This window comes from Rhizobium sp. AN5, assembly GCF_900215255.1.
GTDB lineage: Bacteria > Pseudomonadota > Alphaproteobacteria > Rhizobiales > Rhizobiaceae > Agrobacterium > Agrobacterium tumefaciens.
Genome location: NZ_OCMJ01000003.1, coordinates 1,065,950 through 1,088,103, shown reverse-complemented (window position 1 = coordinate 1,088,103; position 22,154 = coordinate 1,065,950). Strand labels below are relative to the sequence as shown.

Genomic DNA, 22,154 nt, shown 5'->3' with positions numbered 1-22,154 from the left:
ATTCGATGACCAGACTGAAACTTGCACTGCTTCTCACCGCTCTTGCCACACCCGCCTTCGCATCGGGCACCCACGGCGGCGGCCATGAAGCGATGGCAATCGGCGAACCCGGCGACAAATCCAAGGTGACCCAGACCATACAGGTCACCATGAAAGAAACGCCTGATGGCAAGATGCTGTTCACGCCCGCCAAGTTCGAATTCAAGAAGGGCAAGACCGTTCGCTTTGCCGTGAAGAATGTCGGCGAGCTGGACCATGAGTTCATTCTCGACGAACAGAGCGCAAATCTGGAGCACAAGGCCGCCATGGCAAAGGCCCCGGAGATGGAACACGACAATCCGAACGCAATCAGCCTTGCGCCGGGCGAAAGCGGCGAAATCATCTGGAAATTCACCAATGACGGCATGTTCGAATTCGCCTGCCTGAAGCCCGGACATTACGAGGCCGGCATGCGCGGCGATCTCAAAGTTTCGGCCAAGTAACCAATCGAAAAAAGGAATCTGACCATGAAGACGATCGTTAAAATTACCCTCGCAGCCGCTTTGTTGCTTACAGCCCCCTTTGGCGCATTCGCACAGGAATTCACCAAGGGTACGGTGAAAAAGGTCGACGCTACCGCCAAGAAAGTCACCATCATTCATGAGGAACTGAAGAACCTCGACATGCCCGCCATGACGATGGTGTTCCGCGTCAAGGACGATGCCCTGCTCGCCAAGCTCAAGGAAGGCGCGAACATCGAGTTCATCGCCGAACGTGCGGACGGCAAGCTGGTCGTCGCGCAGGTGAAATAAGGCAGTCACCGTCTGCACATGCCCGTACCAGACCACAGGCACGGGCATGTGCGATTTGAGCAGGCGGCGGACGAACCCCGAACACAAATTTATTGCTCGGGGCATGACCTTTGTTCGGCGCTATGCCGTATTCCCATGAATTTGCGCAGAAACGCAGTGTCGATTGTGTCCCCATGCTTCGTGAACAGCCGATGCAGTGAGAGGAACACGGCGAGCATCAGTGGCCATGCAATCAGGACATCGGAGAGAAAATGTGCGCCCATAGCGGCCCTGTTTAGGGAGCAAAGCACGATGAACGGCATCGAGATCGCCGTGGCGCTCAGGCGGAATTTTTCCGGCAGGAAGATGATGAACGCCAGCAGGGCGATTGCGGACGCGCTTTCGCCGGATGGAAAGGAACAGTTGCGCGAACAGCTGCCATCAAGAGAAAGAACGGGCGTAAAAAACAAATCCGCCCCGAATTCACTGATATGCCGCGGTCTGGCACGTCCGAACAGGTTTTTCAGGACGTGAACGGTCGCACCCGGCCCCAGCGCATAAAAGGTGAGAACAAGTAGCAGTTTGTGAGGGCGGATGGCACGCCGCACGCCGGAGACAAATGGCGTGACAAGGAGCAGGCAGACAAGCCCAGACAATAAAATGGCGGGAAGTGCGCGGTTCAGATCGCGGACGGAAATCAGGAATTGATCCTCGCCAAGACGAAAACCATCTGTCCAGAACCAGCGACTGGCATCAAGATCGATATCCGGCCTGACGGTGAAGAAGACCATCATTGCAAGCGTGGTCGAAAGCGCGAGCAGAGATGGGCTGCCGGAAACCCATGCGAAAGTCTGGCGCGCCGTGGGGATGACGGCAAAGCGGAACTTCGGTTTTTCGGGCCGGCCTAGCCATTTCTGCTCGGTCTTATGGGAGAGATACTGGTGCATGGCCGGTTTTCTTCCGCAGAAATGTCAAGGTTCTGCGGAGGAAGTCCCAAGACTGAGAGGAAAAGCGTGCCTGCAGCATCAATCTCGGGGGGCAGCTCTTGCCCGGCGCTTTGCGTCGGCTTAGCGTCCCGGCAATAAAGCGGTAATATCAGTAAGTTCGTAGGGTTAGCATGGACAAAGGGCTCATTCTCATCGTCGAAGACGACCCCGACATCATGCAGATTCTGGACGCCTATCTCATTCGTGACGGATACAGAACTGTCAGAGCCGGGGATGGAGAGACGGCCATGACGCATTTCTCCATGCTGCGGCCGGATCTCATTCTTCTCGATATCGGGCTACCAAAGCTCGATGGCATCGATGTGCTGACACGCATCCGGCGGGAGCGCGATACGCCGATCATCATGGTCACCGCCCTTGCCGAAGATATGGACAAGCTGACCGGTCTGCGCCTGGGTGCCGACGACTATATCGTCAAACCTTTCAACCCGCAGGAAATGGTCGCGCGGGTGCATGCCGTGCTGAAACGCACGCGTCAGCCATCCAGCGGAGGAATTCTGCGTTTCGGCACCATCGAAATAGATACCGAAGCTTACACCGCGGCTGTTTGCACTGACGCGGGGCGAACCGTTTTGCCGCTGACGCTGAGCGAATTCAGGATTCTCGCCCATATGACACGTCGCCCCACCTATGCCTTTCAGCGGGCCGATCTTCTGGATGCCTGCCTGCCGGAAAGCGATGCGCTGGCACGCACGGTCGATACGCACATCGCCAATCTGCGTAAAAAACTGACGGATCACGGTGCTGGCGGCTATCTGGTGTCGGTGCGCAGCATTGGCTACCGGCTTGCCAGGGAGCAGACATCATGAGGTTCCGGCGGCTCCGCCTCAGCACGATGACGGCGATAACAATCACCACAATGCTCATCTTTGCCGTTGCGTTGGTCTATTACGGCGTTTCCTGGTATTCGGACACCATTGAGGAGCGCGTCCTTGCCGAACTGTCGCCTGATGCCGCCAAGGCTTTCTCGGATATTGACCGGGGCGTGATGCCGGATCGAAACCAGCTTCAGGCCCTTATTGAGGTTTTGCCGGGCGTGGAGAGTGCCGCAGATAACGAGCTTCTCGCATCATTGTTCTTCTTCGGATTACTCGGTGTCATCCTGTGCAGCTTGCTTGGCTATTTCATTTCCCGGCGCATTGCAGCGCCTCTCAGCGAGCTTGCCGACGCGGCGCGGCGCATGGCAACCGGCGACTTCAGTGGAGGCGAGAAGATCAAGGCGAGCCGCATCGTCGAGATCACTTTTCTGGTCGATAGTTTCGAGAGTTTGACACAGGAGCTTCAGACGATGGAGCGCCGGTTGAAGTTCAACACCATGGCGGTGGCCCACGAACTGCGCACCCCGCTTACGATCTTGCAAGGCCGGTTGCACGGTATTGCCGATGACGTCTTTCCACTCGACAAGCAGGCCATTCGCCACCTCATCGGTCATGTGGAAGGACTTGCGCGTCTTGTCGATGACCTGCGGACGCTTTCGCTGGCGGAAACCAACAGTCTCGTTACAGAGATGAAGCCACTTGATCTTGCTGTCGAATGCGCGGCAGTGGCGGAATCCGCGCGGCCTCTTCTGGAAGAGGCCGGAATTCGTCTCGAGATGTCTCTGGAGACGGCTCCCGTTCACGGCGACGCTCAACGCCTGCAACAGCTGCTGCTCATTTTGATGGACAATGTACGCCGCTATGCCGCGAGCGGTGAAAGCCTCATCTGCTCGACCGGAGTCCGAGAAGGACGTCCCTTCATAACAATCGAAGACAAGGGGCCGGGTTTCCCGCCCGGCATCGAGGCACATGGCATCGAACTCTTCTGGCGCACAGAGCCGTCGCGTGCACGCAAGACCGGTGGCACCGGCCTCGGCCTGTCGATTGCTCGAGCGATCGCAAGGGCGCATGACAGCGATTTGCAGATAGATCCGCGACAGGATGGCGGAACCGTCGTCACGGTTCTCTTCAAGGCAGCCACCTGAAAAATCCCGGCGAGTTGATGCTCTTCCGCGCGCGCTGACGGTGTGCTTCGTTGGGGCTTATTCCACGGTTTCACCGCGCCAGGACTGCTGTCGGGAATAAGGTGATCGCAAATTTTCCCTACGTCGAATTATTTTCTATAAAATAGATAGAAAAAGAACGACCTGTCTTTCTTGAGACGCTCCTCATGCCTAGTTTAGCTGTCATCATTGGTCGCCATCAGGGAGGATCGATGTTGAACGAAATCCCGTATCGATCCAGCAAACTGCACCGCTGCAATTGATACTGGCGCATTATCGGCCCGGTTGAATTGGAGGAAAAGGTGACACGATACGTTATCATTGGCGCAGGCGCGGTTGGCGCAAGCCTTGCCGCACAGTTCGAGCTTTCCGGCATCAAATATGCTCTGGTCGGACGCGGCGCACAAATTGCCTCCATCATTGAACAGGGGCTGAGCTACCAACGCCCCTCAGGCACGCAGCAAATCAGGCTGAACGCCTTCGACATATCCGCTCCTCCTGAACTGGCACCCGACGATATCCTGCTGCTGACCGTCAAAACGCAGGATGCGGCAGCCACTCTGGCAGACTGGTCATGGCGACAGGTATCGGATGTGGAAGGTCTAACAGCCACTCAATTGCCGGTGGTTACCTTTCAGAACGGTCTGGCGACAGAAGCGCTGGCGCTCAGGACCTTCGCCAATGTCTACGGCGCCAGTATTCTGACCCCTGCCCGGTTTACACAAACCGGCGCGGTTGCGGCGGGCGGCAATCCGCAGGTCGGCGTGGTCACGATCGGGCGCTTCCCGGCCGGTTCCGACGAAACGGCGAAGGAGATTGCCGCAGACCTCACACGCGCCAATTATCTTGCGGAAACCAGCAGCGATATCCGCCGCTGGAAATCGGCAAAACTGCTTCATAACGTCCGCAATGCGCTGGATCTGTTCGACGGAGAAGACGATCTGCGAGCATCGATCGCCGAAGCGCTGGTCAATGAAGCCCGCCAGACGCTTGAGGTAGCAGGCTACAATCTCGCCTCTCCCTCTGAACGGGCTGTCGATATTTCAGGCTGGAGCATCGCTCAAAACAGCGGCATTCAGCCCGGCCAGCAATCGACCTGGCAGAGCTTTGCCCGGGGCGCTTCCAGCGAGGTCGATTTTCTCAACGGTGAAATCGTGCTGCTCGGCCGTCTGCATAACGTCGCGACACCGTATAACGAGGCTATCCAGTCTCTTGCCGGCAGGCTGGCGCATCAGGGCGGCTTCTCGAAGGCGGTGCCGCTTGACGCGATCCTGTCTTTTGTCGGGCAGCTCCACGAGCGCGACAAAACCGGTCTCGCCGCCGCGCAATGATGCGTGCGCCCCGTTCTCCCCATGAAAACCACCAAGCTGAAGCGATAAAATGAGAGAAGCCATTCCAGACCAGATTCTCACCGCCGCCGGAGCGCTGTTTTATACCGAAGGTATCAGGGCAGTCGGTATCGATCGCATCATCGAAGAAGCGAAGGTCGCAAAAGCTACTCTCTATCGGCATTTTCCGTCCAAAGATCATCTTGTCGCGGCCTATCTTCAGGATCGCCACGACCGTGTCATTCGCTCGCTAAAGGATGTTCTGACGGCGACGATTGATCCAAGGGACCAGCTGCGGGTGATTTTCGAGCGGCTTTACGAGAAGGCCGACAGCCCTGAATTCAGGGGCTGTGCCTTTGCACTCGCGGTTGCCGAACACGGCGATTCCGAACGGGTCGTCACCATGGCGCGAACCCACAAAAGAATGGTGCGGGATATTTTTGAGGCCGTCATGTCGAAGGCCGGGGTGCGGCTGGATCAGGCCGCCTCCCACCTTTCGCTTCTTTACGAAGGCGCACTTGCCACGGTCGCGGTCGGGCGCGATCCGCATGCCGTACTCATCGCCCGGGACTGTGCGCTCTCGGTGTTCGATCTCGCCACCGGCAAGATATCCTCAGGAGACAAGATATGACCAAGACCATCGACTATTTCTTCGGCATCGGCTCCCCCTGGGCCTTTCTCGGCCTGGAGCCTTTCGCCGCGCTCGCCGCCGAGCAGAACGCCACGATCCGGCCCTATGTCATCCCGCTGATCGAGGATAATGGCGCCATCTACTCACGCAACCGTCCGGAAGCGCGCCGCGCCTATTGGACCAAGGATTTGAAGCGATGGGCGGCGTTGCGCGGCAAGTCCCTTAACTTCGACAATCGCGCCGCCCTTTCCGATCCCACGCCGGCCGGCTTCATGGTCATTGCCGCGATCGATGCGGGCGAGGACTGGTTGAGGCTGACAAAGGCGCTTCAGGAAGCTTTCTGGGAAGGCGGCGAAGATATCGGCAACGCTGACGTTCGCCGCGCTATCGCGGACAAAGCCGGTTTCGACGGTGCGGCGCTAGACGAACGCGGCGGAAGCGATGCCGTGGAAGCCATCCGGAAAGCCAATTATGAGGCCGCAAAGGCAGCCGGTGTGTTCGGGCTTCCGACATTCCGCTACGAGGACGAACTGTATTGGGGACAGGACAGCCTGCCCTTCCTCGAACGTCATCTCAAGGGCGAAAAACTGGCCGCCTGATCCCCGCCGAAAACCGGGCGGCTGTCACGCCGTGGCCGCAACCCGGCCATGGCTCTCTCCAGACCATTCCCGTGGAGTTTCTCATGTCTCTTTTCCCGCCCTCCTCGCGCGGAGTATCGCGATGAGCGCACTGCCTCCCGCTCTCTCGGACGCTTTGCGCAACCGTTTCGGCGAGCGTTTTTCCACCGCGCAGGCATTGCGGGAACAGCACGGCCGTGGCGAATCCCACCATACTCCGGCGATCCCGGATGCCGTCGTTTTCGCCGAGAGCACGGATGATGTGGCGGAAACCGTGCGGCTTTGCGCCGCTGAAGGTGTTCCCGTCATCGCCTTCGGCACCGGCACTTCGCTCGAAGGCCATCTGACGGCGGTGCGTGGCGGTGTCTCCGTCGATCTGTCGCGCATGTCGAAAATTGTCCGCATCAGCGCCGAGGATCTCGATTGCACGGTGGAGGCCGGCGTCACGCGCGAGCAACTGAACACGCATCTGCGCGACATGGGCCTGTTCTTTCCGATCGATCCTGGCGCCAATGCGTCCATCGGCGGCATGGCCGCAACCCGCGCTTCCGGCACAAACGCCGTGCGTTACGGCACAATGCGAGAAAACGTGCTGTCGCTGACAGTCGTTTTGCCCAACGGCCAGGTCATCCGCACCGGCGGGCGGGCGCGTAAATCGTCAGCAGGTTATGACCTAACGCGGCTGTTCGTCGGCTCCGAGGGGACGCTCGGCATCATCACGGAAGTGACGTTGCGACTCTACGGAATTCCCGAAACCATCTCAGCTGCACTTTGCTCCTTTGAAAGCGTCGAACAGGCAGTTGCGGCAGCCATTACGGTCGTGCAGCTCGGCATTCCAGTTGCGAGAATGGAATTAATGGACCGTGGCCTGATCGAAGCCGTCAACGCCTATTCCAGTCTTTCCCTCAAGGTCGAGGATACGCTTGCCTTCGAGTTCCACGGCTCGCCTGCTGGCGTGAAGGAGCAGGTCGAGATGGTCGCTGCCATAGTGGAAGACAATGGCGGCAGGGATTTCGAATGGGCGAATGCGCCGGAGGACCGCAACCGCCTGTGGAAGGCGCGCCACAACGCGTTTTACGCCGTGGTCTCGCAGCGCCCGAACGCCAAGGGCTGGTCTTCCGACGTCTGCGTGCCGGTATCCGAGTTGAGCGGCTGCATCGTCAGGACCCGGGAATTGCTACGCGATTGCAGCGTGCCCGCCGCCATTCTCGGCCATGTCGGCGATGGCAACTATCATGTGGTCTTTGCCGTAGACCCTGCAAATCAGGCCGAACTCGACGAGGTGGCGGCAATCAACAAGAAGATGGTGCAGCACGCCATCTCGGTTGGCGGCACTTCCACCGGTGAGCATGGAGTCGGCACCGGCAAGATCGCTTATCTGCGGCAGGAACACGGCGACGCGGTGGACCTCATGGCGATCATCAAAAACGCCATAGATCCGGCCGGCATCATGAATCCGGGCAAGATCCTGCCGAGCCAAGACTTGCCCAGCCGCCGAGAAACGCTTTGACCGTGCGGGATTTCGCAGATGGATAATTACAAGACCCACAGCTCCCACTGGGGTGCCTTTTCCGGCAGCTACCGGAATGGCAAGCTCGATATCCGTCCGCATCCGGACGATCCACACCCCTCGCCCTTGCTCGCCAATCTGCCGGCAATCGCCGATAGTGCCGCGCGCATCCGGCGCCCGGCCATCCGGTGCGGCTGGCTGGAGGGAAAACCGGGCAACGCGCAGATGCGCGGGGCGGACGACTATGTGGACGTCGATTGGCCGCAGGCGGCGGACCTCGTCGCAAAGGAGCTTCAAAGGGTTTACGGCGATTACGGCCCACAGGCCGTGTTCGGCGGCTCCTACGGCTGGTCGAGCGCCGGACGTTTCCATCACGCGCAAAGTCAGGTCCACCGTTTTCTGAATACGCTTGGCGGATATGTGCGCTCCGTCAACACCTATAGTTCCGGCGCGGCGATGGTCATTATTCCGCATGTGCTCGGACCCTATGATCATTTCGACCGCAAGAGCGTTACCTGGGATGCAATCGAGCGCAGCAGCGAATTGATCGTCGCCTTCGGTGGCATGGCGATCAAGAATACGGACGTGCATGGCGGCGGCAACAGCGTGCATATCGTGCCGCAGAAGCTGAATGGCGCACGTGCACGCGGCGCACGTTTCGTGCTGATCAGCCCGCTGAAAGACGATTTTTCGAAAGACCTCAATGCGGAATGGCTGCCGATCATACCCGGTACCGATGTTGCGCTGATGCTCGGACTTGCACATGTTCTCGTCACCGAGGGCCTGCACGATCGGGCGTTTCTTGACCGCTATACCGTCGGCTATCAGCGTTTCGAAGACTATCTGCTCGGCCGGACCGATGGTGTGGCGAAAAGCCCCGAATGGGCATCCGGCATTTGCGGCATCGGCACGGACACTATTAAAGAACTCGCCCGCACCATGGCGCGCGCGAGAACATTGATCACTGTCAGCCATTCGCTTCAGCGCGCCGATTATGGTGAGCAACCCGTCTGGCTGGGGATCGTTCTTGCCGCCATGCTCGGTCAGATGGGCCTCGACGGCGGCGGATATTCCTATTCCCTCGGCGCTTTGGGCAATGTCGGCAAGAACCTGCTGGCCGTTCCCCTGCCGACACTTAGCCAGTTCAAAAACCCGGTCGCGGATTTCATTCCGGTCGCGCGCATTGCCGACATGCTGCTCAATCCGGGTGGGGAATGTCACTATAACGGCCAGAGGATGCACTATCCCGATATCCGCTTGGTTTACTGGGCGGGCGGCAACCCATTTCACCACCATCAGGATATCAACAGGCTGCGCGCGGCGTTCAGAAGGCCCGAGACCATCATCGTGCACGAAACCGCATGGACATCATCCGCGCGGCATGCCGATATCGTGCTGCCGGCGACGACAACTCTGGAACGCGACGACATTGGCGCCGCCGACCGCGATCCTCTGATGATCGCGATGAAAAAGCTGATCGAACCGGTTGGAGAGGCACGGGACGACTATGAAATCTTCTCCGAGATCGCGCGCCGGCTCGGCAAATTCGAAACCTTCACCGAAGGTCGCAGCAGCCGGGAATGGCTTGCCTTCCTCTATGAAACAACGCGTGGGGCGCTTGCCGCCGGTGGGCATGAGGCTCCCGATTTCGAAACGTTCTGGGAACGTGGAGAGATAAGTCTGCCGCTCAAGCCGGATGACGGAGGGCCTGCGCGTGCCTTCCGTGATGATCCCGTAGCCTTCCCTCTGAAGACACCATCCGGTAAAATCGAAATCTTCTCCGAGACGATCGAGGGTTTTGGCTATGACGATTGCGGCGGCCATCCGCAATGGTATCCCGGCAGGACGAAACCGGAAGACGAAGCGCTCTATCCGCTGCATCTGGTCTGCAACCAGCCGCATCAGCGTCTGCACAGCCAACTCGACTATGGAGCCTTCAGCCGCTCCACCAAGATTAAGGGCCGGGAACCCGTGCGCATCAACCCCGAAGATGCAGCCCGCCGGGGCATTGCCGATGGCGATATCATCAGGCTGTTCAACAGTCGTGGCAGCTGCCTCGCCGCAGCCGTCCTGAGCACGGATGTGCGCAACGGCGTGATGCAGCTGGCGACGGGTGCGTGGTTCGAACCGCATGACCGGCATGCAGAGCAAGCGATGTGCATTCACGGCAATCCGAACATCCTGACGCGTGACATCGGCACCTCGAAACTGGCGCAGGGATCAACCGGTCAGATTACCAGAGTGGAGGTCGAACGTTTTACCGGTGAGGCGCCTCCGGTGCAGATTTTCGAAAAGATGACATTTGCAAAATAAGTGAGGGACGGGTGTTCCGGCACTGCCCGGAAAATCGCACCGCCAACGTATTTCGGGCGTCGGAAAAGCTGATCCTACCACCTTCGGAAACCGCGGCAAAATAATCCATTAATTCGATAGAAAAAGAACAACTGGTCTTTCTCCTTCTGGCCACCCTGCTACGTTAGACATCAAGATCCGAATTTCAAAACAAGGGACCGCGTCATGACCGCACGATGTATCAGCAAGCACGGCCTGCGATCGAACGAGCCGTCAATGGCTGAAAGTAACGGCTAAGCCGTAACATCGGTCGGACCCTCCAAGAGGTAACGCAGGCACATTTTTCCCGATTTCAGGACATTGAAACCACCGGCAAGGCTGTCGTGTGAAGCCTTTCGTGTGCCCGCAAAAGACCGGCGCAGAGCGGTGATAGTTCCTGAAATCACAAAGACAAGAAACAACGCGACCAATCAGGATTTTTTAATGACGATACGTTCTTCGCTTTTTTCCTTCTCCCGTCGGGGTCTGCTGACCACCACTCTCGCAGGAGCAATCGCGCTTCTGACGACGATGGGGACTGCTCCGGTTGAGGCCGCAGATACCCCGCACAATGGCGGCGACATCACCTTCCTCATCGATTCTCTCGGCGACACCTGGATCCCGAACAACAGCGCCATTTCCAGCTTTCAGGGCCATATCTGGGGCCATGTCGCCGACAAGCTTCTTTATGTCGATGCCGACGGTAAGGTCAGCCCCTGGCTTGCCGAGCGCTGGGAGCAGAACGACAATGCCACCGAATTCACGCTTCACCTCAAAAACGGCGTGACCTTCTCCGATGGCACACCGCTGGATGCAGCGGCGGTCGTCGCCAATCTCGACATCTGGTATGCCGGACGCAAGAGCGAAGGCATCAACCCGATCGGTCTTTTCCCCAAGACCTACGACCATGCTGAAGCGGTGGACGCATCCACGGTGAAGGTCTTCTTCAAGAAGCCGACGCTCGGCTTTGTTCCGACGCTCGGTTACCACGGCTCGATCCTGATCTCGCCGAAGACCATCGCCCAGCCCGCCACCCAGCAGGCCGATCTCAGCAAGACTTCCGGCAGCGGCCCCTATGTGGTCGAATCCTGGAAGGAGGGAGATTACGTCAAGCTGGTCAAGCGCAAGGACTACAATTGGGGTCCTGCCGCCGTTGGCCACACCGGCCCGGCCTTCCTCGATTCCATCACCTATAAGCTGGTGTCGGAACCGTCGTTGCGTGTCGCCTCGGTCCAGTCCGGCCAGGCCGATGTCGCCTATAATGCTTCGCCGCAGGAACTGAAGTCGCTGCACGAAGAGGGCTTTACCGTCGCAACGCCGCGTTATCTCGGCTTCGTCAACGGCTGGGCGGTTAATACCAAGCTTCCGCCCTATGATGATGTGAAGGTTCGCCAGGCACTTCAGGCCGGCGTAAACCGTCAGGAAATCATCGACACCGTCTATACGCCGGACTGGAAGCTCGCCACGTCCTTCATCCAGAGCAACGTGCCGGGCGCGACCGACCACAGCGCACTTCTCGCTTACGATCCCGCCAAGGCCGAAAAGCTGCTCGACGAGGCGGGCTGGGTCAAGGGTGCCGATGGTATCCGGACCAAAGACGGCAAACCGCTGTCGCTGACGATCCACTCCAATCCATATCTCGCGACATCCAAGTCGGTCGATGAACTCATTGCCCAGCAACTCGGCAAGCTCGGTTGGAAAGTCGCTATCCGCGCTTACGACGTCGTGACCTTTGGTGAAAAGGTCAAATTCGGCGGTGCGGCCATCCCGACCTATGAGGTGACGCGCAGCTTCATCGACGCAGGCACCGTCGCCAGCATTCTCACCAACGCCAATAATGGCGAGAACTGGTTCGCCCTTGACGACCGCGACGCGACGCTCAACGGATTGCGCGACAAGATCGCCGGCGCCGGCTCTGTCGACGAGCGCAGCCCGCTTCTCGATGAGCTGCAGAAATATGTCCTTGAGCAGGGCTATTTCATTCCGCGAACGCAGATCGTGCAGAGGATCTACGTGCAGTCCCCGAAGCTGAAGGGCGAAGTGTATAACGGCGTGGCTTATGCCAGCTACTACACCGCCTCCATCAGCGACTGACGCACACAACAAGGCAACGTTGAAGGAGGTCACCGGCATGAGCAATGCCTACCTAACCTACGCCGCAAAGCGGCTTGGCCAGGCGGTCGTCGTCATACTGCTGGCCTATGTCTTCACCTTCGTGGTCGTCAGCATCCTGCCTGGCGACCCGATCACCAGCGTGCTCAGGAACCCGCAAAACGGGTTCACCGAGCAGGAGATCGCGGAAATCATCGCCGCGCAGGGCCTCGACAGACCGGTTCTCGTGCAGCTGTGGTCATCCCTGTCGGGGTTTCTCACTGGCGATCTGGGCATGTCGATGCGCTCCAACCGGCCGGTGGCGACCCTCATCGCTGAAGTGCTGCCATCGACGCTGATCCTTGCATCCACGGGACTTGCCGTCGCCTTGATTCTGGCAATGGCCGTTGCCTACGGAACCCAGGTGGTACCAAAGCGCTACGGCCAGGGATTGCTAAGAGCTTTCCCATCGCTGTTTCTCTCGACACCGAATTTTGTGATTGGCCTGATACTGATCCATCTCTTCGGCTTCCAGCTGCGCCTCTTCCGCGTTATCGAACCCGATAGCTTCTGGGCAACGGCGTTTGCAGCAATCACAATCGGAATTCCTTTCTCTGCTCAAATCGCCGAGGTGCTTATAGCGAACCTCGACAGGGAGGCAGAACAGGAATACGCGGCGGTCGCCCGCAGCCGCGGCATCGGACAGGCGCGGCTGTTTGCACAGCATCTGCTCAAGCCTGCCTCGTTGCCCGTCGTCACCGTCATCGCCATCACCGTCGGTGAACTGCTTGGCAATTCACTGATCACCGAGTCTGTCTTTGGGCGAACCGGTCTCGGCAGCCTGGTGCAGCGCTCCGTGAGCACGCAGGACCTGCCTGTCCTACAAGCGATCGTTTCGCTGGGAGCCGTGGTGTTCGTGCTCGTCAACCTGATTGCCGATCTTCTCTACCCCCTGCTCGATCCACGCGTGCAAATTCTAGGCGCGCGAAAGCCTCGCTTGGCCATCACAGAGAATCCCTCCACCACCAAGGCGGTGACACCATGACTTTCGCCGCAAACGCCTCCCTGCCGGGTGCGACCCCTGCAAACAGGCTGACAGGGCTGCGGATACCGCTGACCGTCGCCTTGTCCTTCGCCATTATCGCGCTCGTCGTCGCCTGGTCACTTGCGCCCGGCCTGTTTACCAGTCACAGCCCGGTCGTCGGGGTGCCGACGGACAAATTGCTCGGCCCAAGTCTTGCGCATTGGTTCGGCACCGACCACCTCGGCCGCGATGTCTACGCACGCGTCGTTTATGGCACGTCCTCTTCCGTCTCCAGCGCACTCGTCGCGGTCGTCATCGGCGTCTTCGCCGGCGGACTCATCGGGCTTCTTGCGGGCTTTCTCGGCGGCTGGGTCGATATCACACTTGCCCGGCTGGTCGATGTGCTCTTGGCAATTCCAAAGTTTCTGCTGGCGGTGATCGTGGTCACCGCCATTGGTTTCGAGACCATCAATGCCGCCATCGCCACCGGCGTCTCCGCCGTGGCGGTCTTTGCCCGCGTCACGCGTGCGGAGGTCATCAAGACCAGACAGGCGACATTCGTGGAGGCTTCTTACCTGCTCGGCGGCTCGCGCTGGTTCATCCTTCTGCGCCACGTTCTGCCTAACGCGTCACGCTCGGTGCTGCCGCTTGCCGTGTTGCAGTTCGGCGAGTCGATCCTCGTGATCGCAAGCCTTGCCTTTCTCGGATACGGCGACCCGCCGCCCGCCTCCGACTGGGGCCTGCTGATCTCGATCGGCAAGGATTACCTCAAATGGCCGTGGCTCGTATACGCCCCCGCCTTCGTCACAATCGCGACCGTCCTCTCTGTAAACAGGATCAGCCGATGGCTACGCAAGACAGACTGACCACCACTATCGCCCGCCCCGTTACCTTTGCGGCCAGACCGCAGCCGCAGCAGGCTCCTGTACCGCTTCTCCGGGTTAACGATCTTTCGGTTGCCTATGGAGGCCAGGAGGTCGTCAGCAATGTCGGTTTCGAACTCGGCCGTGGCAAGAGCCTTGCCCTCATCGGCGAGTCCGGCTCCGGCAAATCGACGATCGCCCGTGCGGTCCTGCGGCTTTTGCCAAGCGGGGGACATGCCACCGGCCACGTCACCTTTGGTGATCAGGAGATATTGGGACTGCCAGAGCGCAACTTCCGACCGCTGCGGGGACGCGCCATCGGCTTTGTCCCGCAGGATCCAGGCAATTCGCTCAATCCGGTGCGGACAATCGGCGCGCAGGCCATGGAGGCGGCCGCACTTCTCGACGAGCCTGACAAGGCGATCCGCAAGGCCCTCATTCTCGAGACCTTCGCGCAGGTGGGATTGGACAACCCGGGTGTCGTCTACGAGTCCTACCCGCACCAATTATCCGGCGGCATGTTGCAGCGGGTGCTCATAGGCCTTGCGGTTCTGCCGCGCCCGTCACTTCTGGTCGCAGACGAGCCAACGTCTGCGCTCGATGTGACGATCCAGAAGCGGATCCTCGATCTGCTCTCGCGGTTGCAGCACGAGCTGGATATCAGCCTGCTCCTCATCACACACGATCTGGCGATTGCCGCCGAACGGGCGGATTCGCTGGTAGTCCTGAAGGGTGGCAAGGTTCAGGAAGCCGGAAGCACCGCATCGGTGTTTTCCGCACCGGCCTCTGCCTATGCAAGGAAGCTGCATGCGGACGTGCCGGCACTCAATCCGGATCGCTACGCCCGGCTGCGCGATCCGGGTTTCCGTCTGCTGAAGGCAGAGTCCACAGCGACGCCAAAGATCGCGGTCAATGCCGTCACCAAGAATTTCAGGGTCGGCGACAGGGTGTTGACGGCGGTCAACAACGTCTCCTTCAACGTGCCTGCAGGTACCACCCATGCGCTGGTTGGCGAGTCCGGCTCTGGCAAGACGACAACCATTCGGCTGCTGCTTGGCCTCGAGGAACCCGACACCGGCACAATATCAGTAGCCGGCGAAGAATTGACCGGCCGCTCCCGCACGTCGCTGCGTGCAACCTGGCGCCATCTTCAGTTCGTCTACCAGAACCCGTTTACCTCGCTTGATCCCACCTGGAATGTCGAACAGCTGGTGCGCGAGCCGCTTGATCGTTTCAAGATCGGAACCCGTGCGGAACGGCTCGAAACTGTTCGTGAGGCTTTGGCCAATGTGGGCTTGAGCGAACACCTTCTCAACCGCAAGCCGACGGCCCTTTCGGGTGGCCAGCGCCAGCGCGTTGCCATTGCAAGGGCGCTGGTTCTCCGACCGGATGTGATCGTGCTCGACGAGCCGACCTCCGCACTTGATGTCAGCGTCCAGGCAGACATCGTCGATGTGCTGCTCTCGCTGCAGGCGAAGCTCGGCCTGACCTATGTTTTCGTGTCGCATGATCTGGCACTGGTACGCCAGCTCGCCCACACCGTTTCGGTGATGCAGCGCGGGCGTATCGTCGAACATGGAACGGTCGTCGATATCTTCGACAATCCGCAGCACCCCTATACCGCGTCGCTTCTGGAATCGATTCCATCCGGTGCCGCAACCATCGCCCGTGCGCCACAGCCGCTGCCCCGGCGGGTTCACGATAAGGAAAAGATCGCATGACCATCGCCGCACCCATCGATACTGCGTCCAAGTCCTTCCGCCCCAAACAGCGGCTCGGCTTCAATACCCGTGTATCCTTCAGCGACGATGCCGGGCCGGCGCAGGGGCTGCGTGAGGGTATCGAACTGTTCAAGGCTGCCGAACAACTGGGCTACCAGTCCGGCTGGGCCTATCAGCGGCATTTCGATCACTATCTGTCCTCGCCACTTCCGTTCTTCGCCGCTGCCGGCCAGCATACCCGGCATATTACGCTCGGTTCTGCGGTCATCCCCATGCGCTATCAGGATCCGATCCTGCTTGCCGAGGCGGCCGGCACGACCGATCTTTTGATTGATGGGCGACTGGAACTTGCCATTTCGACCGGCGCAAATGCCGCGTTTGACGCGGTATTCGGCACGGTCGACACCGATGCCCGCACAGAGGCCAGACGTCGTCAGGCCCGCTTCCTCTCGGCAATCGCTGGCGATGTCCTGCACCGTGTCGAAGGCGGCCAATCCAACCCGGAGGGCACGGCACTGCGTGTCACGCCGCATAGCCCGACACTGCGTTCACGCATCCGGCAGGGTGCAGCAAGCATTGCTTCGGCTGTGCAGGCGGCGGAACTCGGCATCGGCCTTATCTCGGGAACCGTCCAGCACGATCAGGCAGAAGGCGAGAGCTTCGGGGAATATCAGGCCCGCATCATCGAGGCCTTCCGTTCCACATGGCGCAAGACATGGACAACGGAACCGCCGCCGGTCGCCGTCGCCGCCTCCATCCTGGTTGGCACCACGGCCGAGCTTCGCGAAAAATACGCCGCCTATGATCTGGAGCGGCGTACCAAGGGTATTGCCGCGTCTCGCCCCAAAGGCGCTCTCGAACAGGCAGCCCAGCCAGCGGGGTTTCAAATTTCGCCCGTTTTCCAAGGCACGCCCGATCAGGTGCTGGAAGCGGTATTCAACGATCCGGGCCTTGCAGCCGCCGATGAGGTCGTGCTGTTTTTGCCGCCTGCATTCGGTCTCGGCGAAAACATACAACTGCTGACCGATCTGGCGGACACGGTGGCTCCGAGCTTGGGCTGGGCGCCCACCTTGTAACCGTTAGGGCACCCAGCGATTGCCACTTCGTGGCAGCGACTTGAAGACGGGAACGCGGCGGCGGTTGCTGGTCCTATATCGAAGGCCGTCGCAGGGAATATTTTCTACATATTCGATAGAAAAAGAAAGACCTGTCTTCCTCGCTCATGCGCCGCGCCCTAACATGCTTGCATTGAACCTGAAGGAGCGCCCATGTCCGCGGAATTTATCAGCGTAAGCTTTCCCAATGCATCGAACGATCTAAACCCCGTTCCAGACGCACCTGTGGATCCTGTTTTTCTGGAGCGCTATGCCCGCGCCCTTGATGATTACGGTTTCAACTATACGCTGATCCCTTACTCCTCATCGTCTTTCGATCCTTTTACGCTGGGCGCCACGGTGCTGGCGCACACGAAAAACATCAAGATCATCGTCGCCCTGCGGCCGAACACGGTTTATCCCACAGTTGCCGCCAAGTCGCTCGCAACGCTCGATCAGTTGAGCGGCGGGCGTGTCGTGGTGCACTTCATTGCCGGCGGCAGCGATGAAGAACAGGCGCGTGAAGGCGATTTCCTCAACAAGGAAGAACGCTATGAGCGGCAGGAGGAATATATCCGCATCCTGCGCCTGGCCTGGACCTCGAAAGAACCCTTCGACTTCGACGGAAAATATTACCAGTTCAAGCAATTCCGCAGCGCGGTGCGGCCCACAAACGGGCTTATTCCAATTTCGCTCGGCGGCTCCTCGGACGCCGCCTATCGCATCGGTGGTTCGCTCTGCGATATTTTCGGCCTGTGGGGAGAGCCGCTTGCCGAAACCAAGCAGCAGATCGAGCGGGTCTATGCGGAAGCCGCAAAGGCGGGCCGCACGGATCGCCCCCGGATCTGGGTCACGTTCCGGCCGATCGTCGCCGAGACGGATGAGCTTGCCTGGGAAAAGGCTCACAGAACTCTGGATCGGTTGAACGAGAACCGCCAGAAAGGCGTAACACGCGCGCCGCTCAACGCGCCGCGCCCGGCCAATGTCGGTTCGCAACGGCTTCTGGAAATCGCCGCACGCGGCGATGTGCATGATCGCGCCCTCTGGTATCCGACGGTCACCGCCACCAATGCCAGCGGCGCCACCACTGCGCTGGTCGGTTCGCCACGCACCATTGCGGATTCCATCCTCGACTACATCGATCTTGGCGCCGACCTGATCTCGATCCGCGGCTACGACAATTACAACGACGCGGTGGACTATGGCCGCTACATCCTGCCGCTTGTCCGCGAAGGCATTCGCGAACGGGAAGATGCGAAGAAAAAGACCGCTGCCTGATGCCGCGATCCGGCCCGGTCGCCTGACCGGGCACTTTTTTGAAGTGCAGACGGAGCCAGTCGCCCCTGATGGGGAAATTGTGTTCCCCACAGCCAGAGAGCCTCGACCACGCATGTCCCATGACCCAACTGTCCTAGACGCAACCGCTCGCATCCTTGAACAGGCCGCTCCGGATGCGGACCAGACTGGCCAATTTCCCTGGACGGGTATCCGTGCCGTTCACGAAAGCGGCCTCCTCGAAAGCACGGTTGCGACACGTTATGGCGGCCAAGGGGCGACGCTTGCCGATACTGCCCACATTCTGGCGGCACTTGGCCGGGGTGATCCATCCGTGGCGCTGATCAGCGCCATGACGATCTTTACCCATCTCGCCCAGGCCGCAAAAAACCACTGGCCGGAAGATCTCTACCGGCGGCTTCTGACGGACGCCAAACAACGGCCGTTGCTGCTCAATGCCGCGCGTGTCGAGCCGGAACTGGGGTCGCCGGCGCGCGGTGGCCTGCCCGCGACGCTCGCCCGCCGGACAAACAATGGCTGGTCTATCACGGGCCGAAAACGTTTCGTGACGGGCGCATATGGTCTCACGCATTTCCTTGTCTGGGCGCATACTGACGAAACGCCGGCGCGGGTGGGAACATTCGTGGTGCCGAACGGGTTGCCGGGCATCAAGGTCATCGAGAACTGGCAGAGCCTCGGCATGCGCGCTACGGGATCGCACGATGTCGAATATACCAATGTCGAAATCCCGGCGGAAAACGTCATCGACCTCGTCGATCCATCGGTCGCCCAGCAGGATAACCGGGCGCATGCGGCACTCACGCTGGCTTTGACAGCGCTTTATCTCGGCGTGGCCGAAGCCGCTCAGGCCAAGTTCATCCGCTTCGCGCATGAGCGTGTGCCGGCCAATCTCGGCCATCCCATCGCCCGCACGGAACGTTTCATAGCGCTTTCAGGTGAAATCGACCTTCTGGTCTCCGGCGCCCGCCAGATCATTTTCGGCACGCTCGAAAACAACAATGGCGATGCGGAAGGCTTCATCAGGGCAAGGCTGCTTGCCGGCCGGCAGCTGCGTGATGCCGTTGAGATCGCAGTGCGCGGCATCGGCAATCCAGGTCTTGGTAGCGAGCTGGGCCTCGAACGGCATTTCCGCGACATTCAGACCGTGCTCGTCCATGCGCCGCAGGAGGATACGTCGATTGCGATTCTGGGTCGCTCCGCCTTTGGCCGCTGGAGCCGCGAAGAGACTGCGGCCGCCCAACCTTCGGCAGGAATGCAAATCCTGAAAACAGCCTGACTATCGTCCCAGCGCCAAGACACCACTAACCGTCGGCAAGCTTTCGCGCCGGGCCGAAGACCACAAAGCTCAGAGCGGCGAGCAACCAGACACTGATGCCGGCATAAAGCATGACCAGACCGAAACCGTCTGCGAGTGCCTGATGGACGAGTGCATCCGAAACACGCTCCACCGACGATCCCGCGGTTCCCGCCGCGATCTTCTCCGCGAGCGAACGCAGGGCGGGCAAATCCGCGCCGGACGGCAGATTGGCCCTAAGCGACGACCAGACGCCCTCAACCAGAATGAAGCCCATGACCGGGATGTTGATGGCAAGCGAGATCATTCGCGCGCTCATGTCGATGCCGGAGGCCATGCCGGAACGGGCAGCGGGAACGGCACCGGTAGTCGTATTGGTGACCGGCGTGTTGGTGAGGCCAAGCCCGACACCGGACAGGATGCAGCCGGGCAGCATGGTGAGCCAGCTCGCATCTGCGACACTGCTGCCAAGTTTCATCAGCATGAAACCGAGACCGATGGTGAACAGCCCGGCCGGGACGACAAGACGGGGTTGATAACGCAGCGACAGGCGCTCGGCCAACGGCGGTACGACCAGCGCTGGCAGCGTATAGGCAAGCAGACCGAGACCGGCGGTGACGCTGTCATAACCAAGGCCCGCCTGAAACCAGATCGGCAGATAGATCATGAACGGCCAGAAGCTGATGTTCATCGCCGCCGAGCCGATAATCGCGCCGGAAAATGGCCGGATGCGAAATACGGAGAAATCGAACATCGGCCTTGGCGTGAGCTTTTCGACGATCACAAAGGCGATGAAACTCGCGACTGATAGACCAAGGATCAGAAGTGCCTTTGAACTGGCAAAGCCGAGTTCCGGTCCCTGGGTGATGAAAAACGCAAGGCAGAACACGGCAACCGAGAGTGTGGCGATACCGGCAAGATCAAGACGGGTCGCATCCGGATCACGCGATTCTTCCACACCGCTTGCGGCAAGGAACAGTGTCACGATGCCGAGCGCCACGTGAACGAGGAATACCCACTCCCAGCTCCACAGCGCAACGATGGCTCCGCCGATGATCGGCCCGAAACCCAGCCCCACGCCGGAGACAATACCCCACCAGCCGAAAGCCATTCCACGCTCGCGGGCCGTGCGGAATTGATGTGACAGAATGGCGATCTGGCATACCAGCATCGCTCCACCGCTTAGTCCCTGAAGGAAGCGGGCGCCGATCAGCACCGCCACGCTTTCAGTCATGCCGCAGGCGAGGGAGGAAATGGCGAAAGCGGCGATGGTCGCGATGAAGACGCGTTTGCGACCGAAGCGGTCGGCCAACGCGCCGGTTGCCATCAGTACCATCGTCACGCCGATCGTATAGGCGTTCATGATCCACTGAAGCTGCCGGAAATCCGCGTGCAGCACCTGCTCGAGCGTCGGCAGGATTGCCGGCACGCTGGAGATTTCCAGCCCGAACATCAGAGCGGAGAGACAGACCGCAGCGAGCGCGATGGCACTTCTACTCCGGGTCGGGGCGGTAACGGCTAGGGTCATTCTTCAGCCTTTCGTGGTTCGGACCGAAGCAGCGGAAGACATGCTCGCTTCGATCCGTGTTTTGCAGAGTCCAAGGCAAATTAGTGAAAGCTTGACCATAACTGAATTGGATGCTTGGATATTTCAGAGACAACAAATTTGGATTATTAAAGTGACCACTCTGGATGTGGATGCCGTTCAGGCTTTCGTCACCATCGCCGATCTGCAGAGCTTCACCCGCGCTGCCGAAACGCTAGGAACCACGCAGGGTGCCATCAGCGTCAAGCTCAAGCGGCTGGAAGACCGGCTCGGCCAGCGGCTTCTTGAACGGACGCCGCGTTCGGTGCGGCTTTCCGCGCAAGGCGCCGTGTTTCTCACACCTGCCCGCGAATTCCTTGCCGCGCATGATCGCGCCATGGCAGGGCTTTTTTCCACGCGCCGACGCTTTGGCCTTGGCATCGCCGCCCATGTTGCCGGGCCGGAAGTGCCAACGCTGCTGGCGCGGCTCAACGCGCACGATCCAGGACTGACGATAGAAGTGCGAATGGACAATTCCCGCACGTTGCTGGATGCCTTCGACCGCGGCGAGATCGACGCTGCAATCATCCGGCGCGAGGATGACAGGCGTGATGGTGAAGTGCTCGGGCCAGAGCATTTCGGCTGGTTCGCAGCCCCGCAATTCGAGCATCGTCAGGGCGAGCCGCTGCGACTGGCTGCACTTTCGCCCGCCTGCGGCGTACGCGACATCGCCGCCCGTGCTCTTGATTCTGCCGCCATCGCGTGGACGGAAGTCTTTCTTGGCGGCACCTCATCGATGGTGACCGCGGCCGTTTCGGCAGGTCTCGCCATTTCGGCATTCTCCTGCCGCCTGGCGCCACCCGGTACAATCGAGGTCAGCCAGCGTTTCAGCCTCCCGCCGCTGCCTTCCACCGAGATTGTGATGTTCTCGACCCTCACCGACAGCAGATCCCGTGAGGCGCTGCGCACACTGGCCGCCGCTTTCCGGGAGCATCGGCCGTGACTGTGAGCGATGACGACTCTTGCCGACCGATCGTTCCGGCGTTATAGAACGCCTGTCGAAAAAGGCAC

19 protein-coding genes are annotated in these 22,154 nt (G+C 59.9%); 17 read left to right on the top strand and 2 right to left on the bottom strand.

Annotated features, from left to right (window positions below; genetic code table 11):
- Positions 1–5: 5 nt before the first annotated feature.
- The gene (locus tag CRP02_RS08390; protein WP_004431582.1) at positions 6–482 is read left to right on the top strand and encodes a plastocyanin/azurin family copper-binding protein; all 477 of its coding nucleotides are present in this window, start codon (positions 6–8) and stop codon (positions 480–482) included.
- A 24-nt stretch (positions 483–506) separates the two neighbouring features.
- Positions 507–791 carry a copper-binding protein gene (locus tag CRP02_RS08385; RefSeq protein WP_004431579.1) on the top strand — a complete coding sequence of 95 codons (285 nt, stop codon included), beginning with the start codon at positions 507–509 and terminating at the stop codon, positions 789–791.
- 89 nt (positions 792–880) lie between these two features.
- Here CRP02_RS08385 and CRP02_RS08380 read toward each other — a convergent pair whose 3' ends face one another.
- The gene (locus CRP02_RS08380; RefSeq protein WP_097170791.1) at positions 881–1,717 is read right to left on the bottom strand and encodes a phosphatase PAP2 family protein; all 837 of its coding nucleotides are present in this window, start codon (positions 1,715–1,717) and stop codon (positions 881–883) included.
- A gap of 170 nt (positions 1,718–1,887) precedes the next feature.
- Here CRP02_RS08380 and CRP02_RS08375 point away from each other — a divergent pair, with 170 nt between their 5' ends.
- From CRP02_RS08375 to CRP02_RS08310, 14 genes are all read left to right on the top strand, one after another.
- A complete protein-coding gene (locus CRP02_RS08375) occupies positions 1,888–2,586 on the top strand; it encodes a response regulator (RefSeq protein WP_097170790.1) in 699 nt (232 codons plus the stop codon).
- A complete protein-coding gene (locus CRP02_RS08370) occupies positions 2,583–3,740 on the top strand; it encodes an ATP-binding protein (RefSeq protein ID WP_097170789.1) in 1,158 nt (385 codons plus the stop codon). The genes CRP02_RS08375 and CRP02_RS08370 overlap by 4 nt, the downstream gene beginning before the upstream one ends.
- A gap of 320 nt (positions 3,741–4,060) precedes the next feature.
- Positions 4,061–5,089, top strand: a complete 1,029-nt coding sequence (locus CRP02_RS08365; RefSeq protein WP_097171298.1) for a ketopantoate reductase family protein — start codon at positions 4,061–4,063, stop codon at positions 5,087–5,089.
- Between the two features lie 49 nt (positions 5,090–5,138).
- Complete coding sequence (locus CRP02_RS08360; RefSeq protein WP_097170788.1) at positions 5,139–5,717, top strand: TetR/AcrR family transcriptional regulator; 579 nt, start codon at positions 5,139–5,141, stop codon at positions 5,715–5,717.
- Positions 5,714–6,316: a 2-hydroxychromene-2-carboxylate isomerase gene (locus CRP02_RS08355; protein ID WP_097170787.1), complete on the top strand. Its 603-nt coding sequence runs from the start codon at positions 5,714–5,716 to the stop codon at positions 6,314–6,316. The genes CRP02_RS08360 and CRP02_RS08355 overlap by 4 nt, the downstream gene beginning before the upstream one ends.
- 121 nt (positions 6,317–6,437) lie before the next feature.
- On the top strand, positions 6,438–7,844 hold the full coding sequence (locus tag CRP02_RS08350) for an FAD-binding oxidoreductase (protein WP_097170786.1): 1,407 nt from the start codon (positions 6,438–6,440) through the stop codon (positions 7,842–7,844).
- A gap of 18 nt (positions 7,845–7,862) precedes the next feature.
- On the top strand, positions 7,863–10,157 hold the full coding sequence (locus CRP02_RS08345) for a molybdopterin guanine dinucleotide-containing S/N-oxide reductase (RefSeq protein ID WP_097170785.1): 2,295 nt from the start codon (positions 7,863–7,865) through the stop codon (positions 10,155–10,157).
- A 462-nt stretch (positions 10,158–10,619) separates the two neighbouring features.
- A complete protein-coding gene (locus tag CRP02_RS08340) occupies positions 10,620–12,269 on the top strand; it encodes an ABC transporter substrate-binding protein (RefSeq protein ID WP_097170784.1) in 1,650 nt (549 codons plus the stop codon).
- Positions 12,270–12,306: 37 nt separating this feature from the next.
- Positions 12,307–13,311 carry an ABC transporter permease gene (locus CRP02_RS08335; protein WP_097170783.1) on the top strand — a complete coding sequence of 335 codons (1,005 nt, stop codon included), beginning with the start codon at positions 12,307–12,309 and terminating at the stop codon, positions 13,309–13,311.
- Positions 13,308–14,156: an ABC transporter permease gene (locus CRP02_RS08330; RefSeq protein ID WP_097170782.1), complete on the top strand. Its 849-nt coding sequence runs from the start codon at positions 13,308–13,310 to the stop codon at positions 14,154–14,156. Before CRP02_RS08335 ends, CRP02_RS08330 begins: the two co-directional genes overlap by 4 nt.
- Positions 14,135–15,874 carry a dipeptide ABC transporter ATP-binding protein gene (locus CRP02_RS08325; RefSeq protein ID WP_097170781.1) on the top strand — a complete coding sequence of 580 codons (1,740 nt, stop codon included), beginning with the start codon at positions 14,135–14,137 and terminating at the stop codon, positions 15,872–15,874. The genes CRP02_RS08330 and CRP02_RS08325 overlap by 22 nt, the downstream gene beginning before the upstream one ends.
- Positions 15,871–16,950 (top strand): LLM class flavin-dependent oxidoreductase, encoded by a 1,080-nt coding sequence (locus tag CRP02_RS08320; protein ID WP_097170780.1) that lies wholly within the window; start codon positions 15,871–15,873, stop codon positions 16,948–16,950. The genes CRP02_RS08325 and CRP02_RS08320 overlap by 4 nt, the downstream gene beginning before the upstream one ends.
- A 192-nt stretch (positions 16,951–17,142) precedes the next feature.
- On the top strand, positions 17,143–18,246 hold the full coding sequence (locus tag CRP02_RS08315; protein WP_003518064.1) for an LLM class flavin-dependent oxidoreductase: 1,104 nt from the start codon (positions 17,143–17,145) through the stop codon (positions 18,244–18,246).
- A 112-nt stretch (positions 18,247–18,358) separates the two neighbouring features.
- A complete protein-coding gene (locus tag CRP02_RS08310; protein ID WP_097170779.1) occupies positions 18,359–19,540 on the top strand; it encodes an acyl-CoA dehydrogenase family protein in 1,182 nt (393 codons plus the stop codon).
- 25 nt (positions 19,541–19,565) lie between these two features.
- On the opposite strand, the gene CRP02_RS08305 is transcribed toward CRP02_RS08310, so the two are convergent.
- Complete coding sequence (locus CRP02_RS08305) at positions 19,566–21,086, bottom strand: MFS transporter (RefSeq protein ID WP_097170778.1); 1,521 nt, start codon at positions 21,084–21,086, stop codon at positions 19,566–19,568.
- A 151-nt stretch (positions 21,087–21,237) separates the two neighbouring features.
- Here CRP02_RS08305 and CRP02_RS08300 point away from each other — a divergent pair, with 151 nt between their 5' ends.
- Positions 21,238–22,086 carry a LysR family transcriptional regulator gene (locus tag CRP02_RS08300; protein WP_025595263.1) on the top strand — a complete coding sequence of 283 codons (849 nt, stop codon included), beginning with the start codon at positions 21,238–21,240 and terminating at the stop codon, positions 22,084–22,086.
- The last annotated feature ends 68 nt before the right edge of the window (positions 22,087–22,154 follow it).